The sequence below is a fragment of the Gordonia sp. VNK1 genome (assembly GCF_040049135.1).
GTDB lineage: Bacteria > Actinomycetota > Actinomycetes > Mycobacteriales > Mycobacteriaceae > Gordonia > Gordonia oleivorans.
Genome location: NZ_JBDZDJ010000006.1, coordinates 316,654 through 333,732, shown reverse-complemented (window position 1 = coordinate 333,732; position 17,079 = coordinate 316,654). Strand labels below are relative to the sequence as shown.

General features: G+C 67.2%; 16 protein-coding genes and 1 pseudogene. 9 read left to right on the top strand and 8 right to left on the bottom strand.

Going from position 1 to position 17,079, the window contains the following annotated elements; all coding sequences use genetic code 11:
• From ABLE94_RS10450 to ABLE94_RS10440, 3 genes and pseudogenes are all read right to left on the bottom strand, one after another.
• Positions 1-297, bottom strand: a pseudogene (locus ABLE94_RS10450) (HNH endonuclease); the annotation flags it as partial.
• A 376-nt stretch (positions 298-673) separates the two neighbouring features.
• Positions 674-1,960, bottom strand: coding sequence for a ribonuclease D (locus tag ABLE94_RS10445; protein WP_348808696.1), 1,287 nt, complete (start codon positions 1,958-1,960; stop codon positions 674-676).
• Positions 1,957-2,586, bottom strand: coding sequence for a DUF3000 domain-containing protein (locus tag ABLE94_RS10440; RefSeq protein WP_348803607.1), 630 nt, complete (start codon positions 2,584-2,586; stop codon positions 1,957-1,959). Before ABLE94_RS10440 ends, ABLE94_RS10445 begins: the two co-directional genes overlap by 4 nt.
• Positions 2,587-2,714: 128 nt before the next feature.
• Between ABLE94_RS10440 and hemE the strand changes: the two genes are divergently transcribed.
• From hemE to ABLE94_RS10420, 4 genes are read left to right on the top strand one after another with little or no spacing between them, the layout of a single operon-like run.
• Complete coding sequence (hemE, locus tag ABLE94_RS10435) at positions 2,715-3,776, top strand: uroporphyrinogen decarboxylase (RefSeq protein ID WP_348803608.1); 1,062 nt, start codon at positions 2,715-2,717, stop codon at positions 3,774-3,776.
• A gap of 2 nt (positions 3,777-3,778) precedes the next feature.
• A complete protein-coding gene (gene hemG, locus ABLE94_RS10430; protein ID WP_348803609.1) occupies positions 3,779-5,179 on the top strand; it encodes a protoporphyrinogen oxidase in 1,401 nt (466 codons plus the stop codon).
• 48 nt (positions 5,180-5,227) lie between these two features.
• Positions 5,228-5,923 (top strand): hydrogen peroxide-dependent heme synthase, encoded by a 696-nt coding sequence (gene hemQ / locus ABLE94_RS10425; protein ID WP_348803611.1) that lies wholly within the window; start codon positions 5,228-5,230, stop codon positions 5,921-5,923.
• Complete coding sequence (locus tag ABLE94_RS10420) at positions 5,920-6,804, top strand: peptidylprolyl isomerase (RefSeq protein WP_348803612.1); 885 nt, start codon at positions 5,920-5,922, stop codon at positions 6,802-6,804. The genes hemQ and ABLE94_RS10420 overlap by 4 nt, the downstream gene beginning before the upstream one ends.
• Before the next feature lie 16 nt (positions 6,805-6,820).
• Here the strand turns inward: ABLE94_RS10420 and msrB are convergent, their stop codons facing one another.
• Positions 6,821-7,252: a peptide-methionine (R)-S-oxide reductase MsrB gene (msrB, locus tag ABLE94_RS10415; protein ID WP_348803613.1), complete on the bottom strand. Its 432-nt coding sequence runs from the start codon at positions 7,250-7,252 to the stop codon at positions 6,821-6,823.
• 136 nt (positions 7,253-7,388) lie between these two features.
• On the opposite strand from msrB, the gene ABLE94_RS10410 reads away from it, so the two are divergent.
• Positions 7,389-7,928, top strand: coding sequence for a hypothetical protein (locus ABLE94_RS10410; protein ID WP_348803614.1), 540 nt, complete (start codon positions 7,389-7,391; stop codon positions 7,926-7,928).
• Between the two features lie 8 nt (positions 7,929-7,936).
• On the opposite strand, the gene ABLE94_RS10405 is transcribed toward ABLE94_RS10410, so the two are convergent.
• The 3 genes from ABLE94_RS10405 to ABLE94_RS10395 all read right to left on the bottom strand — a co-directional run bounded on the left by ABLE94_RS10405 (position 7,937) and on the right by ABLE94_RS10395 (position 11,746).
• On the bottom strand, positions 7,937-9,205 hold the full coding sequence (locus ABLE94_RS10405; protein WP_348803615.1) for a glycosyltransferase family 87 protein: 1,269 nt from the start codon (positions 9,203-9,205) through the stop codon (positions 7,937-7,939).
• Between the two features lie 92 nt (positions 9,206-9,297).
• On the bottom strand, positions 9,298-10,863 hold the full coding sequence (locus tag ABLE94_RS10400) for an alpha/beta hydrolase (protein WP_348803922.1): 1,566 nt from the start codon (positions 10,861-10,863) through the stop codon (positions 9,298-9,300).
• A gap of 115 nt (positions 10,864-10,978) precedes the next feature.
• Positions 10,979-11,746 carry a pyrimidine reductase family protein gene (locus ABLE94_RS10395; protein WP_348803616.1) on the bottom strand — a complete coding sequence of 256 codons (768 nt, stop codon included), beginning with the start codon at positions 11,744-11,746 and terminating at the stop codon, positions 10,979-10,981.
• Positions 11,747-11,783: 37 nt separating this feature from the next.
• Between ABLE94_RS10395 and zapE the strand changes: the two genes are divergently transcribed.
• The 4 genes from zapE (at position 11,784) to ABLE94_RS10375 (ending at position 15,863) form a co-directional block, all read left to right on the top strand.
• The gene (zapE, locus tag ABLE94_RS10390) at positions 11,784-12,797 is read left to right on the top strand and encodes a cell division protein ZapE (RefSeq protein WP_348803617.1); all 1,014 of its coding nucleotides are present in this window, start codon (positions 11,784-11,786) and stop codon (positions 12,795-12,797) included.
• Positions 12,798-13,244: 447 nt separating this feature from the next.
• Positions 13,245-14,135: a hypothetical protein gene (locus tag ABLE94_RS10385; protein WP_348808695.1), complete on the top strand. Its 891-nt coding sequence runs from the start codon at positions 13,245-13,247 to the stop codon at positions 14,133-14,135.
• A gap of 105 nt (positions 14,136-14,240) precedes the next feature.
• Positions 14,241-14,645, top strand: coding sequence for a DUF6285 domain-containing protein (locus ABLE94_RS10380; protein WP_348808694.1), 405 nt, complete (start codon positions 14,241-14,243; stop codon positions 14,643-14,645).
• A 27-nt stretch (positions 14,646-14,672) separates the two neighbouring features.
• On the top strand, positions 14,673-15,863 hold the full coding sequence (locus tag ABLE94_RS10375) for an acyl-CoA dehydrogenase family protein (protein WP_348808693.1): 1,191 nt from the start codon (positions 14,673-14,675) through the stop codon (positions 15,861-15,863).
• Between the two features lie 48 nt (positions 15,864-15,911).
• Here ABLE94_RS10375 and ABLE94_RS10370 read toward each other — a convergent pair whose 3' ends face one another.
• Positions 15,912-16,916 (bottom strand): phosphotransferase family protein, encoded by a 1,005-nt coding sequence (locus ABLE94_RS10370; protein WP_348808692.1) that lies wholly within the window; start codon positions 16,914-16,916, stop codon positions 15,912-15,914.
• Positions 16,917-17,079: the final 163 nt, after the last annotated feature.

The following is a 17,079-nucleotide window of genomic DNA, read 5'->3' as shown; positions in this document are numbered from 1 at the left end:
CTTCATATGAGCGATGCGCATGGTGGGTTGCGCGATCCGCAGATCGTAGTTCAGAAAATTCGACAGGCTGACTTTGCCGACCTTGCGGTGCACACCACGATCAGAGATTTCCAGGATCGCGCGGTCGCCTTGGAAGTGGGTACGGGTGGCGATCTGTTCGGACAGTTTCGCCGCCTCCACCACCTCGAGGTCGGAGCAGGCGGTCATCGGAGTCTGGGCCAACTCGTCGAGCAACGCGTTGATCTGGTGCATCAGTGCCAGTGGCCGTGACATGGGAGTGTCGGTGGTGTCTGTCATGCTGATGTCACCTCCCCCGAGAAGGCCGTTGTGGCGTATGCGTTCGATTATAGCCGATCATATCGAAACTCGCAAGTATTTTCTATCCACAGGTTATGTATGTCCCAATGGGATTGGGGTGGTTGAGTTTTCGGCGTCGGCTTGCGAGGTCTCGACTCGGGCTTCGTTTCGACGGAGCTCAACGCGGCGGCTAGCGCTCCGCCCGGCTCGACCAACGAATTATGGGGCTTTACCGACGGGATAGCGGCTCGACCGGCGGGATGAGGGGCTCGGTCAACAGACTGGGGGCTCGAGCGGGATGGGGTCTCGACCGGCGGGATGGTTCTCGCCCAATGGATTTGGGATCGTCTGGCGGACCACGGGTGGCGACCGACGGTCAGTCGGTGCCGCTCGAGTCGGAGGCGGAGTCGTCGATGCTGTTGAGTGCGCCGGCGATTGGGTGTGCGGTCAGCGTGCGTTGCCAGCCCCGGGCATCCCCGGCGGCCAAGCGCTCGTTTACCGCTTCCGCGGTGACCGGCACGGGCAGTCCTTCCCAGCACAGCTGCCGAACGAGTTCCGGGTGGAGCAGGTTCTCGGCGGGGAGATCGTTGGCCTCGGCGATCTCCTTCACCAGCGGACGCACTCGTGCGGCGCGCGCGGCGGCCTCGGGATTGCGCTGCTCCCATCGGCTCACCGGAGGCAGACCCGTCGTGGGGGTCTTTCGCGGGGGGAGTTCGGCTTCTGGCATGTCGCGTGCGCGCAGCAGGGCAGACAACCACGTTCCCGACTGCTTGCGTTGGCGTGGCCCACCGAACACGGGTAGACGCGTCAGTTCGGCCGTGGACTGCGGTCCGGCCGCTGCGGCGGTCACGATCGCCGAATCGGGCAACACGCGTCCCGGCGCAACATCGCGTCGTTGCGCGATCTCCTCACGCGCCGTCCACAATTCGCGGACGGCGGCGAGGCCGCGCGCGGTCTTGATCGTGTGGATGTTCGCCGTCTTGCGCCAACGATCCGTCCGTGGCGGCGGTGCAGGTCGCGCCAGGACGTACGCGAACTCCTCGCGGGCCCACTCCTGCTTTCCGGCCTCCGCCAAGGCCGCATCCATGGCGTCCCGCAATTCCACCAACACCTCGACGTCGAGTGCGGCGTAGTTGAGCCACTCGTCGGGTAGGGGCCGACGTGACCAGTCGGCGGCGCCATGCCCCTTCTGCAGGCCGAGGCCGAGGAACTGCTCGACCATCGCGGCGAGGTTCACTCGTGTGAGTCCGAGAAGTCGGCCCGCGAGTTCGGTGTCGAACAGTTCCCGGCCCCGGAATCCGACCTCACGCAGGCAGGGGAGGTCTTGATCGGCGGCATGCAGAACCCATTCCGGTCCCTCGAGAACGTCGATGAGCGGGGTGAGTGCGTCGGGATGTTCGATGGGATCGATGAGAAAACTGCCGGAACCGTGACGACGGATCTGGATGAGGTAGGCCCGCTGGGAGTACCGGTATCCCGACGCGCGTTCGGTGTCCAATGCGACCGGACCGTCGCCGGCCGCGAGTTGCTCAGCGGCGCGGGCGAATTCCGCCGGACTAGTCAGTACCGCCGGCACTCCGTCGCGCGGTACGAGCAGCGGCGTCGTGGCCGGCCGGTCATCGTCGGGGCCGTCGGGGGTATCAGGTGGGGCCGGATCGTTCACGCGGACCCGAGTTCGGTGACCCCGACCGGTGGAAGGCCCGCGGCCGAGGCCAACACATCGCAGAAGGCCTCGAGATGACCGCCGAGACCGTCGGCCGTCGGTGCCGTCCATGACGCCCGCAACTCCAGTTGGTGGGCGCGCGGTGGACCGGCGATGTCGCCGTAGCGGACCGAGCTGGTCGACGTCACGGTGCCACCCAACGCGGTCACGCGCACGGCCGAATCACCCGGATGCCCGTCGTCGGACGTGGTGTGGCCGACCGGCACGCCGAGCGCATCGGACAACCAACTCCACGCGACCTCGGGCAGCAGCGGGTCCATCGCGAGAGCCGCCTCCATCTCTGCCTGGATGTAGGCGACCAGGCGCATCGTGCCGTTCCACGCGTCCTGACCGTCGGGGTCGTAGAGCAGGATCAAACGGCCGAAGGCGCTGCCCTGCGAGTCGGTGTCGACGTCGTCGGAATCGGGTGGGCTGACCTCGGCACCGACGGCATAACTGAAGGGCGCGAGACGCTGGGGTGGGCGGATGGGTCCGACCTCGATGTCGCGGCGGATGCGGGCGGAATGCAGCGACTCGACCGCGATGCGGAAGTCGGCAGGCTCCGTCGGAGCTCCGGAGGAGGTCACGCTCCCGACGGTATGACGAGGACCACGCCCGGCGGTGGAGGCGCGCCGGGTGATGACCCGACCGCAGGGTCCGATCGATCGGGCTCCGCCGACCGGTTTGTCCTGCGGACATGGCAGAGTGAGTACCGATGTCGCACACACAAGCAACGCGCCGTACCCACACCCGAATGCCGCTGGTCGCGGCCGCACGCGGCCAGACACCGACGCGCCGACCGGTGTGGTTCATGCGGCAGGCCGGCCGTTCGCTGCCCGAGTATCGCGCGATCCGCGCCGATCACGGGATGCTCGAGTCCTGCTTCGACCCCGAGCTGGTCTGCGAGATCACCATGCAACCGGTCCGGCGCCACGACGTCGACGCGGCGATCCTGTTCTCCGACATCGTGGTTCCACTTAAGGCTGCTGGCATCGACCTCGACATCGTGGCCGGCACCGGACCCGTCATCGCCGCGCCGGTGCGGACATCGGCCGACGTCGAGGCACTCCCGCGACTGGAACCGGCCTCGGTGGGTGCGGTGGCGCGGGCCGTGCGCCTCATCCTCGACCAGCTCTCCGAGACCACCGCGCTGATCGGATTCGCCGGTGCGCCGTTCACCCTCGCGTCGTACCTGATCGAGGGCGGACCGAGCCGGAACTACGTCCACACCAAGGCGTTGATGCGGTCCGAGCCTGCGACCTGGCACGCGCTGATGGGGCGTCTCGCCGACATCACCATCACCTTCCTGCAGGTGCAGCTCGACGCCGGGGTCGACGCCATCCAGGTCTTCGACTCGTGGGCGGGAGCGCTCAGCGCCTCCGACTATCAGGCCTACGTCGCGCCGCACACCGCCCGGGTATTCGCCGAGGTGGCACCCTACGATGTGCCGCGCATCCACTTCGGGGTGGGCACCGGCGAACTCCTCGCCTCGATGGCGGCGCCCGCCGACGTCATCGGCGTCGACTGGCGGGTACCCCTCGACGAGGCCGTACGCCGCGTCGGACCCGGTAAGGCGGTGCAGGGGAATCTCGATCCGACGGTCCTGTTCGCCGGCCCGACCGTCGTCGAAACAGAGATCAAGCGCGTCATCGACGACGGCACACGTGCACTGGCCGCCGGCGCGACCGGCCACATCGTCAACCTCGGTCACGGGGTTCTGCCCGACACCGATCCGGACGCGCTCACCCGCGCCGTCGAACTGATCCACACGCTCTGACGATGGCGGTACGCATCGCGATCGTCGGCGCCGGGATCTCCGGCCTGGTTGCGGCGCTGCGCCTGCGGCAGGGATTCGGTGCCGACGCACAGATCGACGTGTACTGCGACGATGACCGCCCGGGCGGCATCCTACGCACCGTGGACGTCGGCGGATCACCGGTGGATGTCGGCGCCGAGGCCTTCATCGTCCGGCGACCCGAGGCACTCGATCTGGTCACCGAACTCGGACTGGCCGACCGCGTCGTCTCGCCGACCACCCGCCGACCGGCGATCTGGTCCGCCGGCACGTTGCATCCGCTGCCGGCGCCCGCACTGATGGGGATACCGCGGTCGGCGACGGCGGTCGAGGGTCTTGTCGATCCGGTCGACCTGAGGCTCATCGAGAGCGAACCCACCCGACCCCTGCTCTGGCATCCGGGGACCGATATGAGTGTCGGCGAATTGGTCGCGGGGCGGTTCGGTCTGTCGGTGGTGGATCGCAGCGTCGACCCGATGCTCGGCGGGGTGTACTCCAGTCTTGCTCGTGATATCGGTGTGCGCGAGGCGATTCCGGCTCTGGCGGCGCGCCTGGACGCGGGAGCCGGGAGCCTCACCGAGGCCGTCGGTGGCCTGCTCGACGAGAGTCGCGGCACCGGACCCGTCTTCGGCACACTCCTGGGCGGGTATCAGGTGCTCGTCGACGCCGTGATCGACGCAGCACGCCCGCGACTCATCACCGGATGTGCGCTCGCCGACGTCACCCCCGTTGACGGCTCCTGGTCGGTTCGCACCGCCGCGGGCACCGACCCCGGACCGGTCTACGACGGAGTCGTCGTGGCGGTCCCGGCCTGGATCGCCGCGCACCTTCTGCGCGATTCGGTACCCGCCGTCGCACCCGGACTGCGCGCCGTCGAACCCGCATCGTCGGTGGTGGTGTCGATCGCCCTGCGGCCGGGAACCGAGCTGCCCGACAACTCCGGGGTGCTGGTGGCCACCGGAGAAGACCTGCGGGCCAAGGCATTCACGCTGAGCTCACGCAAGTGGGCGCACTTGGATTCACCCGACCGTCCGGTGTCGGTGCGAGCGTCCTTCGGTCGCTACGGTGCGCCGATCCCCGGCGAGGACACCGAGCCGGGCATCGACGACCTGTTGCGGGTGTGGGCGCTCGAGGATCTCGACCGCGTGTGCTCCGCGGCCGGCGTCCCGGCACCGTCGTCGCGGGTCGTGGCGACGTATCTGCAACGGTGGACGGGCGGTCTGCCGCGCTACGCCCCGGGCCATCTCGCCCGGATGACGCAACTGGTCGAGGAATGTCCGCGCGGGCTGGTGCTGGCCGGGTCGTCGTATTCCGGTGTCGGGGTGCCGGCCTGTATCGGACACGCCGGGCGTGCGGCCGCCGCACTGCTCGACGACCTCGGCTGAGCATCCCTGGCTGCCGGGCACATCGGCGACGGTGGCACGATTGACGGCATGAGCCGCCTGGATTACGCCGCACTGAACTCCACCATCCGTTACCTGATGTTCTCGGTCTTCTCGGTCCGGCCCGGAGAACTCGGCGACGACCGGGACGCCGTGAAGTCCGACGTCACCGACTTCTTCAAGTCTCTCGAGGACACCGACGTGGTGGTCCGCGGCGTCTATGACGTCTCAGGTCTTCGGGCCGACGCCGACTACATGATCTGGTGGCACGCCGAGAAGCTCGAGGATCTGCAGGCCGCCTACAACCGGTTCCGTCGCGAGACCCTGCTGGGACGCGCGAGCAACGCGGTGTGGAGCAATGTCGCGCTGCATCGTCCTGCGGAGTTCAACAAGAGCCACATCCCGGCCTTCCTGGCGGGGGAGGAGCCCGGCAACTACATCTGCGTCTACCCGTTCGTGCGGTCGTATGAGTGGTACCTGCTGCCCGACGAGGAGCGGCGCACGATGCTCGCCGATCACGGCAAGGCCGCCCGCGGCTACAAGGACGTCCGGGCCAACACCGTCGCATCCTTCGCGCTCGGCGACTACGAGTGGCTCCTGGCCTTCGAGGCGCCAGAGCTGCACCGGATCGTCGATCTCATGCGCGATCTGCGTGCCACCGAGGCCCGCATGCATGTGCGTGAGGAGACCCCGTTCTTCACGGGTCCGCGGATCGAGCCGACGGCGCTTGTCGACGCACTTCCGTGAGACGGCGGCGGTCGTGGTTGGCGTTGGCGGTGGTCACCGGCGCCGGTCTGGTCTCGTCCGGGTGCGCCGTGGGAGTCGACGGAACCCCGGTTGCCGCCGAGTCCGTCGACCGGGCCGAAGTCACGACATGTGAGTACCCGACGGAGCCCGGCGGTTTCGACAGTGTGCCGACCACGCCGCCGCCGCAGATGACCGACCCCGGCCAGCGGACGCTGTATCAGCAGCAGATCGATCGTGTCCTGGCCGGCCGGTCGAAGCAACGCTCGTCGCCGGAACCTGCAGCGCAGCAACCGAAGTCGGGGATTCTGAAAGTCACCCTCACCACCGATCAGGGATCGATCCCCATCGTGGTGGACCGAGCCGACGCCCCCTGCAATGTCGCTGCCGTGGTGAGTCTCGCCGAGCACGGGTATTACGACGACACGCCGTGTCATCGGATGACCGACACCGCGGACCTGAAGGTGATCCAGTGCGGCGACCCTACGGGTACCGGTATCGGGAATCCCGGATGGACCAGCCCTGACGAACCGCCGACCGGTCTGCGGCCCAGCGGCCCGGTCGACCCGACATCCGGTGCACAGACCGTGATCTACCCCCGGGGCACCGTGGCCATCGCCAATCGCGGTCCGCGGCCCGACGCGCAGAACTCCGGTGGCGGCGCCCAGTTCTTCATCCTGCAGTCCGATGGGACGCTGCCTGCGAGCTACGCGGTGGTCGGCACCGTCGATTCCGCCGGGATGTCGGTCGTCGACAAGGTGTTTGCGGGTGGCATCGTCCCCGGGGTGGGAGTCGATCCGGTGACCGGCCGCCACCGTCTCGATCCGCAGGACGGTTCACCGAAGAGTCCGCTGACGATCGAGTCGGTGACGGTGTCGGACTGAGACGGGGTCGGACTGATCAGCCCTCGTCCGGCTCCATCGTGAGGCTGATCGAGTTGATGCAGTAGCGCAGGTCGGTGGGGGTGTCGTAGCCCTCGCCGGCGAAGACGTGACCGAGGTGGCTGCCACAGTTGGCGCACAACACCTCGGTGCGGCGCATGCCCAGCGAATCGTCGGATCGTTCGATGATGGCGTCCCCGGCGAGCGGGGAGAAGAACGACGGCCACCCGCAGTGCGAGTCGAACTTCTGCTCGCTGCGGAACAATTCGGAGCCGCAGGCGCGGCAGCGGTAGACGCCGATGGTCTTGCTGTCGGTGTACTCACCGGTGAAGGGGGCCTCGGTGCCGGCCTGGCGAAGGACGCGGTACTCGGCGGGGGACAGGCGTTCGCGCCACTGCGCGTCAGACAGGTCGGCGAGATCGGCAGGACTCTGGGCGGGCGTGTCGGTCATGTCGTCCACGGTACGAGGCGACTGCCGGTGCCGCCACGACGGCGTGGTCCGAACAGCGCCCCCAGACCAGGACACGAGTCGTTCAAGTGTCCGAGGCGTGCGCGGATCACCCCTCGGGAGGGCTTACGGTCGTCCGGTGCAGGGAACGACCTCGATGGGACAGGACTGGTCCGTCACCCGACGAGTCATGGCGTGGAAACCGCGGATGTCGACCGACTCCGACACCATCCCGGTCGTCTGGACCGATCAGGCGCGGCGTCAACCGGTGCCGTCGCCCGTCAACCGTCCGACATCCGAGCGAATCGATGAACGTCGGCGCGACGTGCGTGACACGTCGTCGGGTGGCGGCGGCCGCGTCGGATGGATTCTCCTGCTTGTGGTGTTCTGGCCGTACCTGGTGCTCGAGGCGATCGTCACCGTCCTCGTCCACGGTGCGTTCTACGTCATCTCCGGTGTGCTCAGTGTGCTGTGCACACCGTTTGTGCTGCTCGCCCGCTGGACGGGACTGGCCCCCTGGCGGATCGATGTGTGGATCGACGGCACTCTCGTCGACAAACAGTTCGTGCGTGGCCGTGCCGCGTCCTCGGCGCGGATGAGCGACATCGCACGATCACTCACCGACGAGTGCTTCCGCACGACCGCGGTCGCCGAGCCGCAGCATGCCCAGGGCTCGTGACCCGGGGATTACGCCGAGGCCGACTCGGGTGATGTCGTGGGGGACACCGCCCTCACGTCGCCCTCAGCCGACGGTGACCACTGGTTCCACCGTCCCGCAACACCGTCGCGGCGCATGTCCAGATAGCGGAACAGCAACGCGCAGAACACCGCGATCATCAGCAGCGACCAGCCCCAGGTGACCTTGTTGTACTCGAGTTGCCGGCCGAAGCCGTCCCATCGGGTCGACAGGAAACTGTCGAGGGTGAAGCAGCCGTACACGCCGAGCCAGGCGGGCCAGTTACGCATCGCGGAACCGGGGATCAGCACCGTCATCAGCAGCGGGAACAGCAGCATCGAGTAGTAACCCTGGCCGAGGGACCCGACCAGGAACGTCGTGCACAACAGCACTCCCGACGACGTGGTCATCCACAGCAGTTCGTTGGTGTGCCGGTAGTAGCGGTAGAGGAACCACAGCGAGAAGATCGCCATCAGCGTGAACGCGATGCGCAGGACGATGATCAGCCAGTCGGCCACACCGAAGTACGCGCCGTTGCCGGAAATCGAGCTGTTGTAGTAGTCGCGGGTCGAACCCAGATACGGGACCGTGTGGGAGAGGAACGACTTGGGGTCGGCCGACACCGGCCACGCCAGAATCGTGAGCAGCACGGGAATGCCGATGGCACCCACGAATATCCGCCACTGACGAGTCAGCAGGGGAAGCAGCAACAGCGGCGCGAGGACCGGTTTGACCGCCAGCGTCAGGCCGATGGGCACACCGGCCCACCAGTCATGGTTACGCAGCATCAAGATCATGAACGCGAGCATGCCGAGCAGGACGAAGCCGTTGAAGTTGGTGAAGATCAGCGTGTGCGCGACGGTCTCGGTGCTGAAGAAGAAGAACAGCACCGTCGGCATCACCCAGGTGTTCACGCCATACCCGAACAGGCGCGTGATCAGGTAGGCGCACGCGATCAGCGCGATCACGCTGACGGCGATGAACAGCCAACGGGAGCGCTCGGGATCGATGACCGCGATCGGCGACATCAGCAGCGTGCCCGACGGCGGATACAGATAGTGCGGGTCGACGGTGTCGAGGTTCTCCGCGTACACCGGCCGATGGTTGAGAAAGGCCAACGCGGCGTTGTAGACCGGTTTGAAATCGTCGGTCCGGTCGCCGTTGACGCCCAGGATCACCGAGCGCTGGAAGATCATCAGCACGCTCAGCGGCCAGAGCACCAGCGGCACGATGCGTTGCGCGGGCATCTGCGGGTAGAGATACCTGTCGAGAATTGCCACCCGCGAACCGTACTACGTACCGCACCCGGAATACGATCAGCCCCGCGCGGGCACCCCGCCGCGGTGACCGGGGTGGATCTCGTTGACGGCCGTCAGCTGGGGCACCCACGGTCGGCGGGACCGGTGAGCGGGTACTTCTCGACGTACTCGGCGACGAGGTCGGCGACGCAGGTGCTGCGCGACACCGCCGAATACCCCAATCCGGCCCAGCTGACGGTCACCGGCTGGGCCTGGGCTCGGGCGAAGATGGGGTCGAGTGCCGCGGCGCCGGTGCCGCCGTTGATCGGGTCTCCGGGGTTGTCGAGGATCAGCGGCACCACCGGGAAGCTGTTGGGCGGGTTGACCGCCTCGGCCGGTGCCCAGCCGTTGCACCGCATCAACGACAGCGCGGTGTCGGTGCCGGTCAGCGGATTCTGTTTGGTCCAGGTCGTGATGAGGCCGTTGATCTCGTTCTGGCTGACGGGGCCGCTGACGTCGTTGCATTCGGCGACGATCTGTCCATCGGTCAGACGCAGTGCCTCCGACCGCGTGGCCAGATCACGGAGTGCGCCGACGTCACCACGGTTGGCTGCGGCGATGGCGGTGGCGACGCCGCCGATCCCGTCGGCGGTGCCGGGTGCCAGCGCGATCCCGGTGGTGATCGCGGCGAGCGCCTGGGCATCGGACAGCCCGCCGAGGTCGCCGGTGCGGCCCTTCGCCAGGACCGAGGCGATGGTGTCCGCGCCGTCGGAGCCGAGCGCGCAGGCCGACCCGAGCGCCGCGCACCGTTGTGCGAACGTGGTGAGGGCGGCCTGGACACCGGTGGCCTGCGCGGCGCCGGTGTCGCGGGCGTTGGCGCCGAACGGAACGGGGGTGTCGAGGATCATCCGGCCGGTACGGCCGCCGTACAGGGAGGTGTAGGCGATCACCACGTCGGACCCCTCGCCGAGCCCGATGAGACCGAGCTGGGGGACATCCCAGGCCTTGCGCAGGGTCTCGAGGTCGGAGGCGGCGCCGGCGACGCCGAAGGCCAATTGGTCGGGGGACAGGGTCTCGGTGCAGCCGTCGGACGCCGACGAGGCGGCGGTGGCCAGCGTGGCGATGCGGCGGTCGGTGGTGGCGCCCGGGGTGAGACCGTTGTCGGCCATGGTGTCGCGTTCGGTGCGGGTCAGGCAGTCCAACGCGGTGCTGCGGGGGATCCCGCGGCGATCGATGGCAACGATCGGATGCTTGTCGACGAGCGAACGTCCCGGACCGGATGCGAGCAGCATCAACGCCCGCGACGACGGCATGTCGACGCCGGAGGTCAGGACGAGCGGTGCGGCATCGGCGGGGGTGGCGCCGGTGGTGATGCGGGTGGCGGCGACGGTGAGTCCCGAATTGGACTGGTCGGGATCGATGGGCGAGGTGTACTTCGCGCAGTCGACCGTCACACCCGACGGCACGGTCACCGCATAGGCGTCGGCGATCGCGGGTCCGCACGCCGACCACGAGAGTTCCTTCGCCGGCTTCTGCAGGGTGGGGACGGGCGGAGGTGCACTCGAGGTGGCCGGCGCCGCGCCACCTTCTCCGCCACCCGGAACGAGATCCGGTCCCGGGTTGGGGCCGACGGCGCAACCGGCGACGCCGAGAACGACGACCGTCGCCGCCATCAGCTGCCAACGCGCTCGACGCCACATCCCGCGCCGGCCCATCTCGGCTCGCCGGGGTGACGAGGCCGGTCGTGAATGTGCGTCGCCACCTGAACCCATGACGGCGAGCCTAGTCATCTCCGCACACCTGCTTGGTCACCGATCAGTTCGCGCGCGTCCAGCGGGTGTAGAGGAAGCCGTCGTCGTCGCCGAGGATGTGGTGTGGACGCATCGTCGGCGGCGTGTCGACGGGCGCGGGTCCGTGCGCGATGCGTGCGGCGTCGCCGGCGGCGAGGGTCGGGCTGATGGTGAGGCACAGTTCGTCGAGGAGGTCGTCGGCGATGATCGACCCGAGCAGGCTCGGACCGCCTTCGCAGAGGACCCGCAACAGCCCCCGCTCGGCGAGATGGGCGAGGACGCGGCCGAACTCGACCTTCTCGGTTCCGCAGTCGACGAGGGTCGCGCCGGCGTCCATCAAGGCCCGGCGGCGGTCGGCCGGTGAGTCCGCGCAGGTCAGGACGGTGGTCGCCGCGTGGGACAGCGGCGGGTAGTCGGGCCGGATCGACAGGGAGTTGCTGATCAGGACCAATTCCGGTGCCGGCGATTGGCCGAGGTCGCTGCGTGCCGCCGCGAAGGCCTCGTCGGGTTCGGGCTGGTGATAGTTCTCGGCGGTCGCGGTACCGGCCCCGACCACCACGACATCCGCCAGGCCCCGCAGGGTCCGGAAGATCGCGCGGTCGATGTCGGACCCCAACCCGCCGGACTTGCCGTCGACCGACGACGCCCCGTCGATCGAGGCGACCATATTCGCGCGGACCACCGGGCGGGTGAGGTCGTCGGGGTAGGGGTAGTGGTTGCTCAGGACGCGCAATCGGGCTGCGTCGTCGAGTTCATCGGATGTGACCTGGGTCGCTTTATGCTGATAGAGCATTATTCCTCGTGGTCGGCACTGACTAGGCTTGCGGTCCATGGTGGCACGTCTGTCCGACCGGAACCCGGTGGTCCCTCCCGAGCAGTTGATCGAGGAGATGGTCCCGCCGTCCACATTCGACGACGTGAGCTTCGACAGCTACATCCCCGATCCCAACGAGCCGTCCCAGGCGCAGGCCGTCGCCAAGGCCCGCGCCTTCGTCGAACGGGCCCGCTCGGCACGCGGCGGCAAGAAGGGACTCTTCTCGCGGAAGAAGGAGCCGCAGGGGATCGGCCTGTACCTCGACGGTGGCTTCGGTGTCGGCAAGACTCACCTGCTCGCGTCGATCTACCACGCGATGCCCGCACCGAAATCGTTCGCCACCTTCGTCGAACTGACCCACCTCGTCGGCGCGTTGGGCTTCATGAACGCCGTCGAGCGACTGTCCGAGCAGAACGTGCTGTGCATCGACGAGTTCGAACTCGACGATCCGGGCGACACCATGATCGTGTCGCGGCTGCTCACCGAGCTCACCGCCAAGGGCGTGTCCATCGCCGCCACCTCGAACACCCTGCCCGGACAGCTCGGCGAGGGCCGCTTCGCCGCGCAGGACTTCCTGCGGGAGATCAAGAAGCTCTCCGCCATCTTCGAGACCATCCGCGTCGACGGTCCCGACTACCGGCACCGCGACCTGCCGCCGGCCCCGGACCCCAAGACCGACGCCGAGCTGACCGAGCTCGCCGAGTCGACGCCGAATGCGACGCTCGACAACTTCGACGACCTCTGCGCGCACCTGGCCAAGCTGCATCCGTCGAAGTACAAGGATCTTGTCGAGGGCGTCTCGCTGGTCTGCATCTCCGACGTGCATCCGGCGTCGGATCAGTCGGTGGCGCTGCGCATCGTCGTTCTTGCCGACCGTCTCTACGACGCCAACATCCCGGTCACCGTGTCCGGCAGCAAACTCGACGAGATCTTCACCGAGGAGATGCTGCACGGCGGCTACCGCAAGAAGTACCTGCGTGCCACCTCGCGCCTGCTCGCGTTGTCGCGGTTCGCGGAGTCGTCTGTCTGACCGACCCTGATTTTCGGTCGCAGGGCTAGTGTTGTCAGGCCGAGGGTGATCTGACGAGGGGGCGTCGCCGTCAACGAATACGAACTGTCCGAAGCGGATTCGGCGGCCTTGGCCAATGCGATCTTCTCGCCATGGACCGTCGACGAGATGGATATCAGCCAGTACGGATCACTGGCGAAGGCGTTGGACAAGTTGGGTCCGGAACCCGAGTGGGATAGGGCGGTCTTCACTGCGGTGTTCGACGAGGATCGGGTCAGCAGGGGTCTTGATCTCCGCACTGGTCGAGGCCGCATCGGGTGGCAGCTCAGTCGGCGACGAGTGCCGGACAGAGTGTGGGAAATCGCGGCTTCGATCCACTCATCACTGATGGCCGTCGACCCAGTGGTGGTTGTCGTCATCGCCGAGAAGCATCCGGAGATCCCACTCGGGCCGCGAACCATCCGAGCGATGACGAGCATCGGCCAAGGCGCGTGCTTCTGGACCACGCACGGGGAACCAGAACGTCGTGAGCGGCTTGCGATGCTGTTCGGAGAGCTGGTCGACCTCAATGATGACTGGCGAACTGTGCTCCCCGAAGACGAGATCTTGTACGGTCGCGTGATCCGTGTGGAAGGTACACCGTGTGACGGAAAGGGAACACCGGTCGCGCTACCGCCGAGCCACGGCGGCCTGGGGCCTGACCGATACATCGCCGTCGAACGTGCTCCATTGGTCACCGGAGATCTGGCGATTGTTCCCGAAGGTGTCGATTCACCAACCGCGGTGCGGGTGCGCATCGACCAGCTTCGCGTGCGTCAATCGCCGCCGGAAGTTCGCGTCGGAGCGTTCCGCCAGCCGGTCGCAGGAACCTGGCGGCTCGTGCGTGTCGGTCACATCGAGTTGGAGTACGACGAAGATGCCGACATTTCTGCATGGCTTGACGGTCGTGCGGACCCGTCTGCAACTCTGCTGCCTCGGTACTCGGCAGGACCGACAGACGTCGATCTTCGAATTGAGCTGACGATACGCCCGGACGGGTCGTTCTACGAACTCACCGACGGCCGGGTGGATGCAGAGGCCCTCGCGTACTCGGGTGAAGACTATTGCCTGGGAAGTGTCTTCCACGGCTACGTGTTCGTCCATGACGGACGCGACTACCTGCGTTCTCCCGATGAGGGCTGCGATTGGGGGTCGGTCGGACGGAATATGTATCCCGACATCGTCGAAGAACTCATCCTCGGTCCCGACAACACCCTGACCCGAGTGCAGAACGTGGTGGATGACGGTATGTACCGGATTCGCGTCACTCTCGAGTACCGGCGTTTCGGTGAGCCGGGAGCCGAGCACGCGTCCAAGTAGTTCGGCGCGCGGTAGGCACAGATTTCCCTTCTTGTTCCATGTGTCATTGACCACAGGCCCCGGACCTGACTAGCATTGATCACAGGTCGTGTGTGACGAGCGGGGATGGAGTCGAAGACGTTGGCGGACAATGGCGTTGGCTCCTCGGGTGGTGATCTCGCAGCGGCCGACGACTTCTACGACCGACCCACCGTCATCGAACTGCTGGGCGCTGTGCGTGAGTTCCTGACCGGTCCGGTGATGGCCGAGACCTCCGGTTCCACCCGCTTTCACGCGCGGGTCGCCGCCAACGTGTTGGCCATCGTCGAGCGACAACTCGCCGCCGACCCCGAGGCCATCGACGACTTCCACGCCGCACTGTCCGAACTCGGTGTCACCGACGCCGCCGGGCTGGTCGACGGCATCCGCGACGGCACCCTGGCCGACGACGCCCGTGTCCATGCGTTGCTGACCGCGTCGGTGGAAGCCAAACTCCGCGTGGACAATCCGACGCTGATCGAGAAGAGCTGATCGAGAAGAAATGAACGGGGACGACAGATGACCTTCGAGGTACCCGAACACGTCCGGCCGCTGCGCGATCGCGTGTACGAGTTCATGGTCGAGTTGGTGGAACCGGCCGAACCGGAACTCGATGCCGGCGGACCCGACGCCGAGAAGATCATCGCGGAGTTGCGCGCCGAGGCCAAACGCCGCGACCTCTGGGCGTTGGGACATCCCACCGAGATCGGCGGTGGGGGATTGCCGTTCCTGGACTACGTGTACGTCAACGAGGTACAGGGTCGCAGTGAGTACGGTCAGCTCGCCCTGGGCACCTGGACGCTGCAGGACTCGATCATGCTGAACCGCCACGCCTCCCCTCGCTGGCGTAATGCGTATCTGGAACCGCTTGTGCGGGGCGAGATCTCGCCGAGCTTCGGGATGACCGAACCGGACGTGGCCGGCTCGGATCCGACCGGCATGCAGACCGCGGCGGTACTCGACGGCGACGAGTGGGTGATCACCGGCCGCAAGTGGTTCACCACCGGTGCCGCACAAGCCGCCTACACCACGGTGATGTGCCGGACCGAATCCGACGCCCCGCCCCACCGCGCGTTCTCGATGATCATCGTGCCCACCGACAACCCCGGGTACCGGATCGTCCGCGACACGCCGGTCCTCGGCTTCGGCGGACACCATTTCGAGGTGGCCTACGACGACGTGCGGGTGCCCGCGGAAAACCTTCTGGGGCAACGAGGCAATGGCTTCGTCATCGCACAGGAACGTTTGGGTCCGGGACGGATCTTCCACGCCATGCGGTGGCTCGGGCAGGCGCAGCGGGCCTTCGACCTGATGTGCAACCGGCTGATCGGGCGCACCGCCTTCGGCGAACCCCTCGCCGACAAGCAGCTGATGCAGCAACATGTCTTCGAGTCCTACAACGAGATCCAGGCCGCCCGACTCCTGACGCTCAAGGCGGCCGAACGCATCGACGCCGGAGATCAGGCGCGGGTGGAGATCGGCGCGATCAAGGTGTACGGGGCACGGATGCTGCACAACGTGATCGACCGGGCCGTGCAGGTCCACGGTGCCGCCGGCCTCACCGACGACACCCCGCTCGGCAAGATGTATCGCAACGCGCGTTCGGCCCGCATCTACGACGGCCCCGACGAGGTGCACATCTCGACCGTCGGCCGTCGGATTCTGAAGGAATACCGCAACGGCGGCAACTGGGAATTCGGTACGCGCTGAACAGGTCTCGAGATCGGTCGGGGTGATTGGACCGACTCGACGCCGCGTTCACACGTGCGCGCCGAGCAGGTTCAGCAACTCCCACTCGTTCTCGCTGACGCGGCGACCGATGGCGGCCAGTTCCACCGACCTGGTGGCTCCGGACAGGTGGCGCTGTGCCTGGTGCACGCAGATCAGGCCCCATCGCAGCGTGCCGTACACCTGCCACCAGAACACCGCGTCACGGTCGACGGTCGCTCCGCTCCCGGCCTCGTAGGCACCGACGAATTCGTCGAGATCACATAATCCGCCGACCACTCCGGCGCCGCCGAATCGCCACGCCTTCACACACATCCAGCCCAGATCCTCCAGCGGATCACCGACGTGCGCGAGTTCCCAATCGAGTACCGCGGCCAGTCCGTCGTCGTCGACGATGATGTTGCCGACCCGGTAATCACCGTGCACCAGTGCGCGTCCCGACTCTTGCGGGCGTCGGTTGGCCAGCCAGGCGAGAGCGAATTCGAACGTGGGTAGCGGGCGGTCGATGGAATCCAGTTCCCGCTGCCAGGACTCGAGCGGATCCTCGTCGGGCAGACCCGGAATCGTATCGGGGTCGATGCGGTGCAGGCGGGCCAGGCTGTGCCCCAGTTGCGCACCCAGCCGCGTCCGCGCCGATGCGAATCGCTCGTCGCGCAGTATCTTTCGGGGGATGGTCTCGCCGTCGACGCGATTCATGACGACGAAGTCGCCGCCGATGTCGGGGTGATCCTCTCCTGCGGCGAGGACGGTCGGCGACGCCACGCCGGCGGCGCCCGCGGCGCGCATCAGCGCAGCCTCACGGAGGAGTGACGAATCCTCGCGCGCACCAGGGAGATCGAGCCGCAGGATGAGCGGGTGCGCCCGATCGTCAATTGTGGCGGTGAACGCCCACGTCTGCCGGGAGGCGCCGGCGGGAACGCGCGTGAGGTCGGTGACGGTGACGTCGCCCGCGCCGTGGACATCTGTCAGGACGTCGACGAGTCCCGACGAAATGCGTTCGGCCGGTTCGGATTGACGGGAGTCGGTCGGCGTCATGGGTGCAGTCTACGGGGCCGTCGGCGCATATCGTGGCGGATTCACCCCCGCAGGGGTACCCGAAAACCCGGGTGGATACGGGGGTTTACCCGGTGCCGGCTCCGACCCGACATTCGTAGTCTCGGTGTCACCGCGAACTCGTCATCTCGAGTTCTCCTGATAC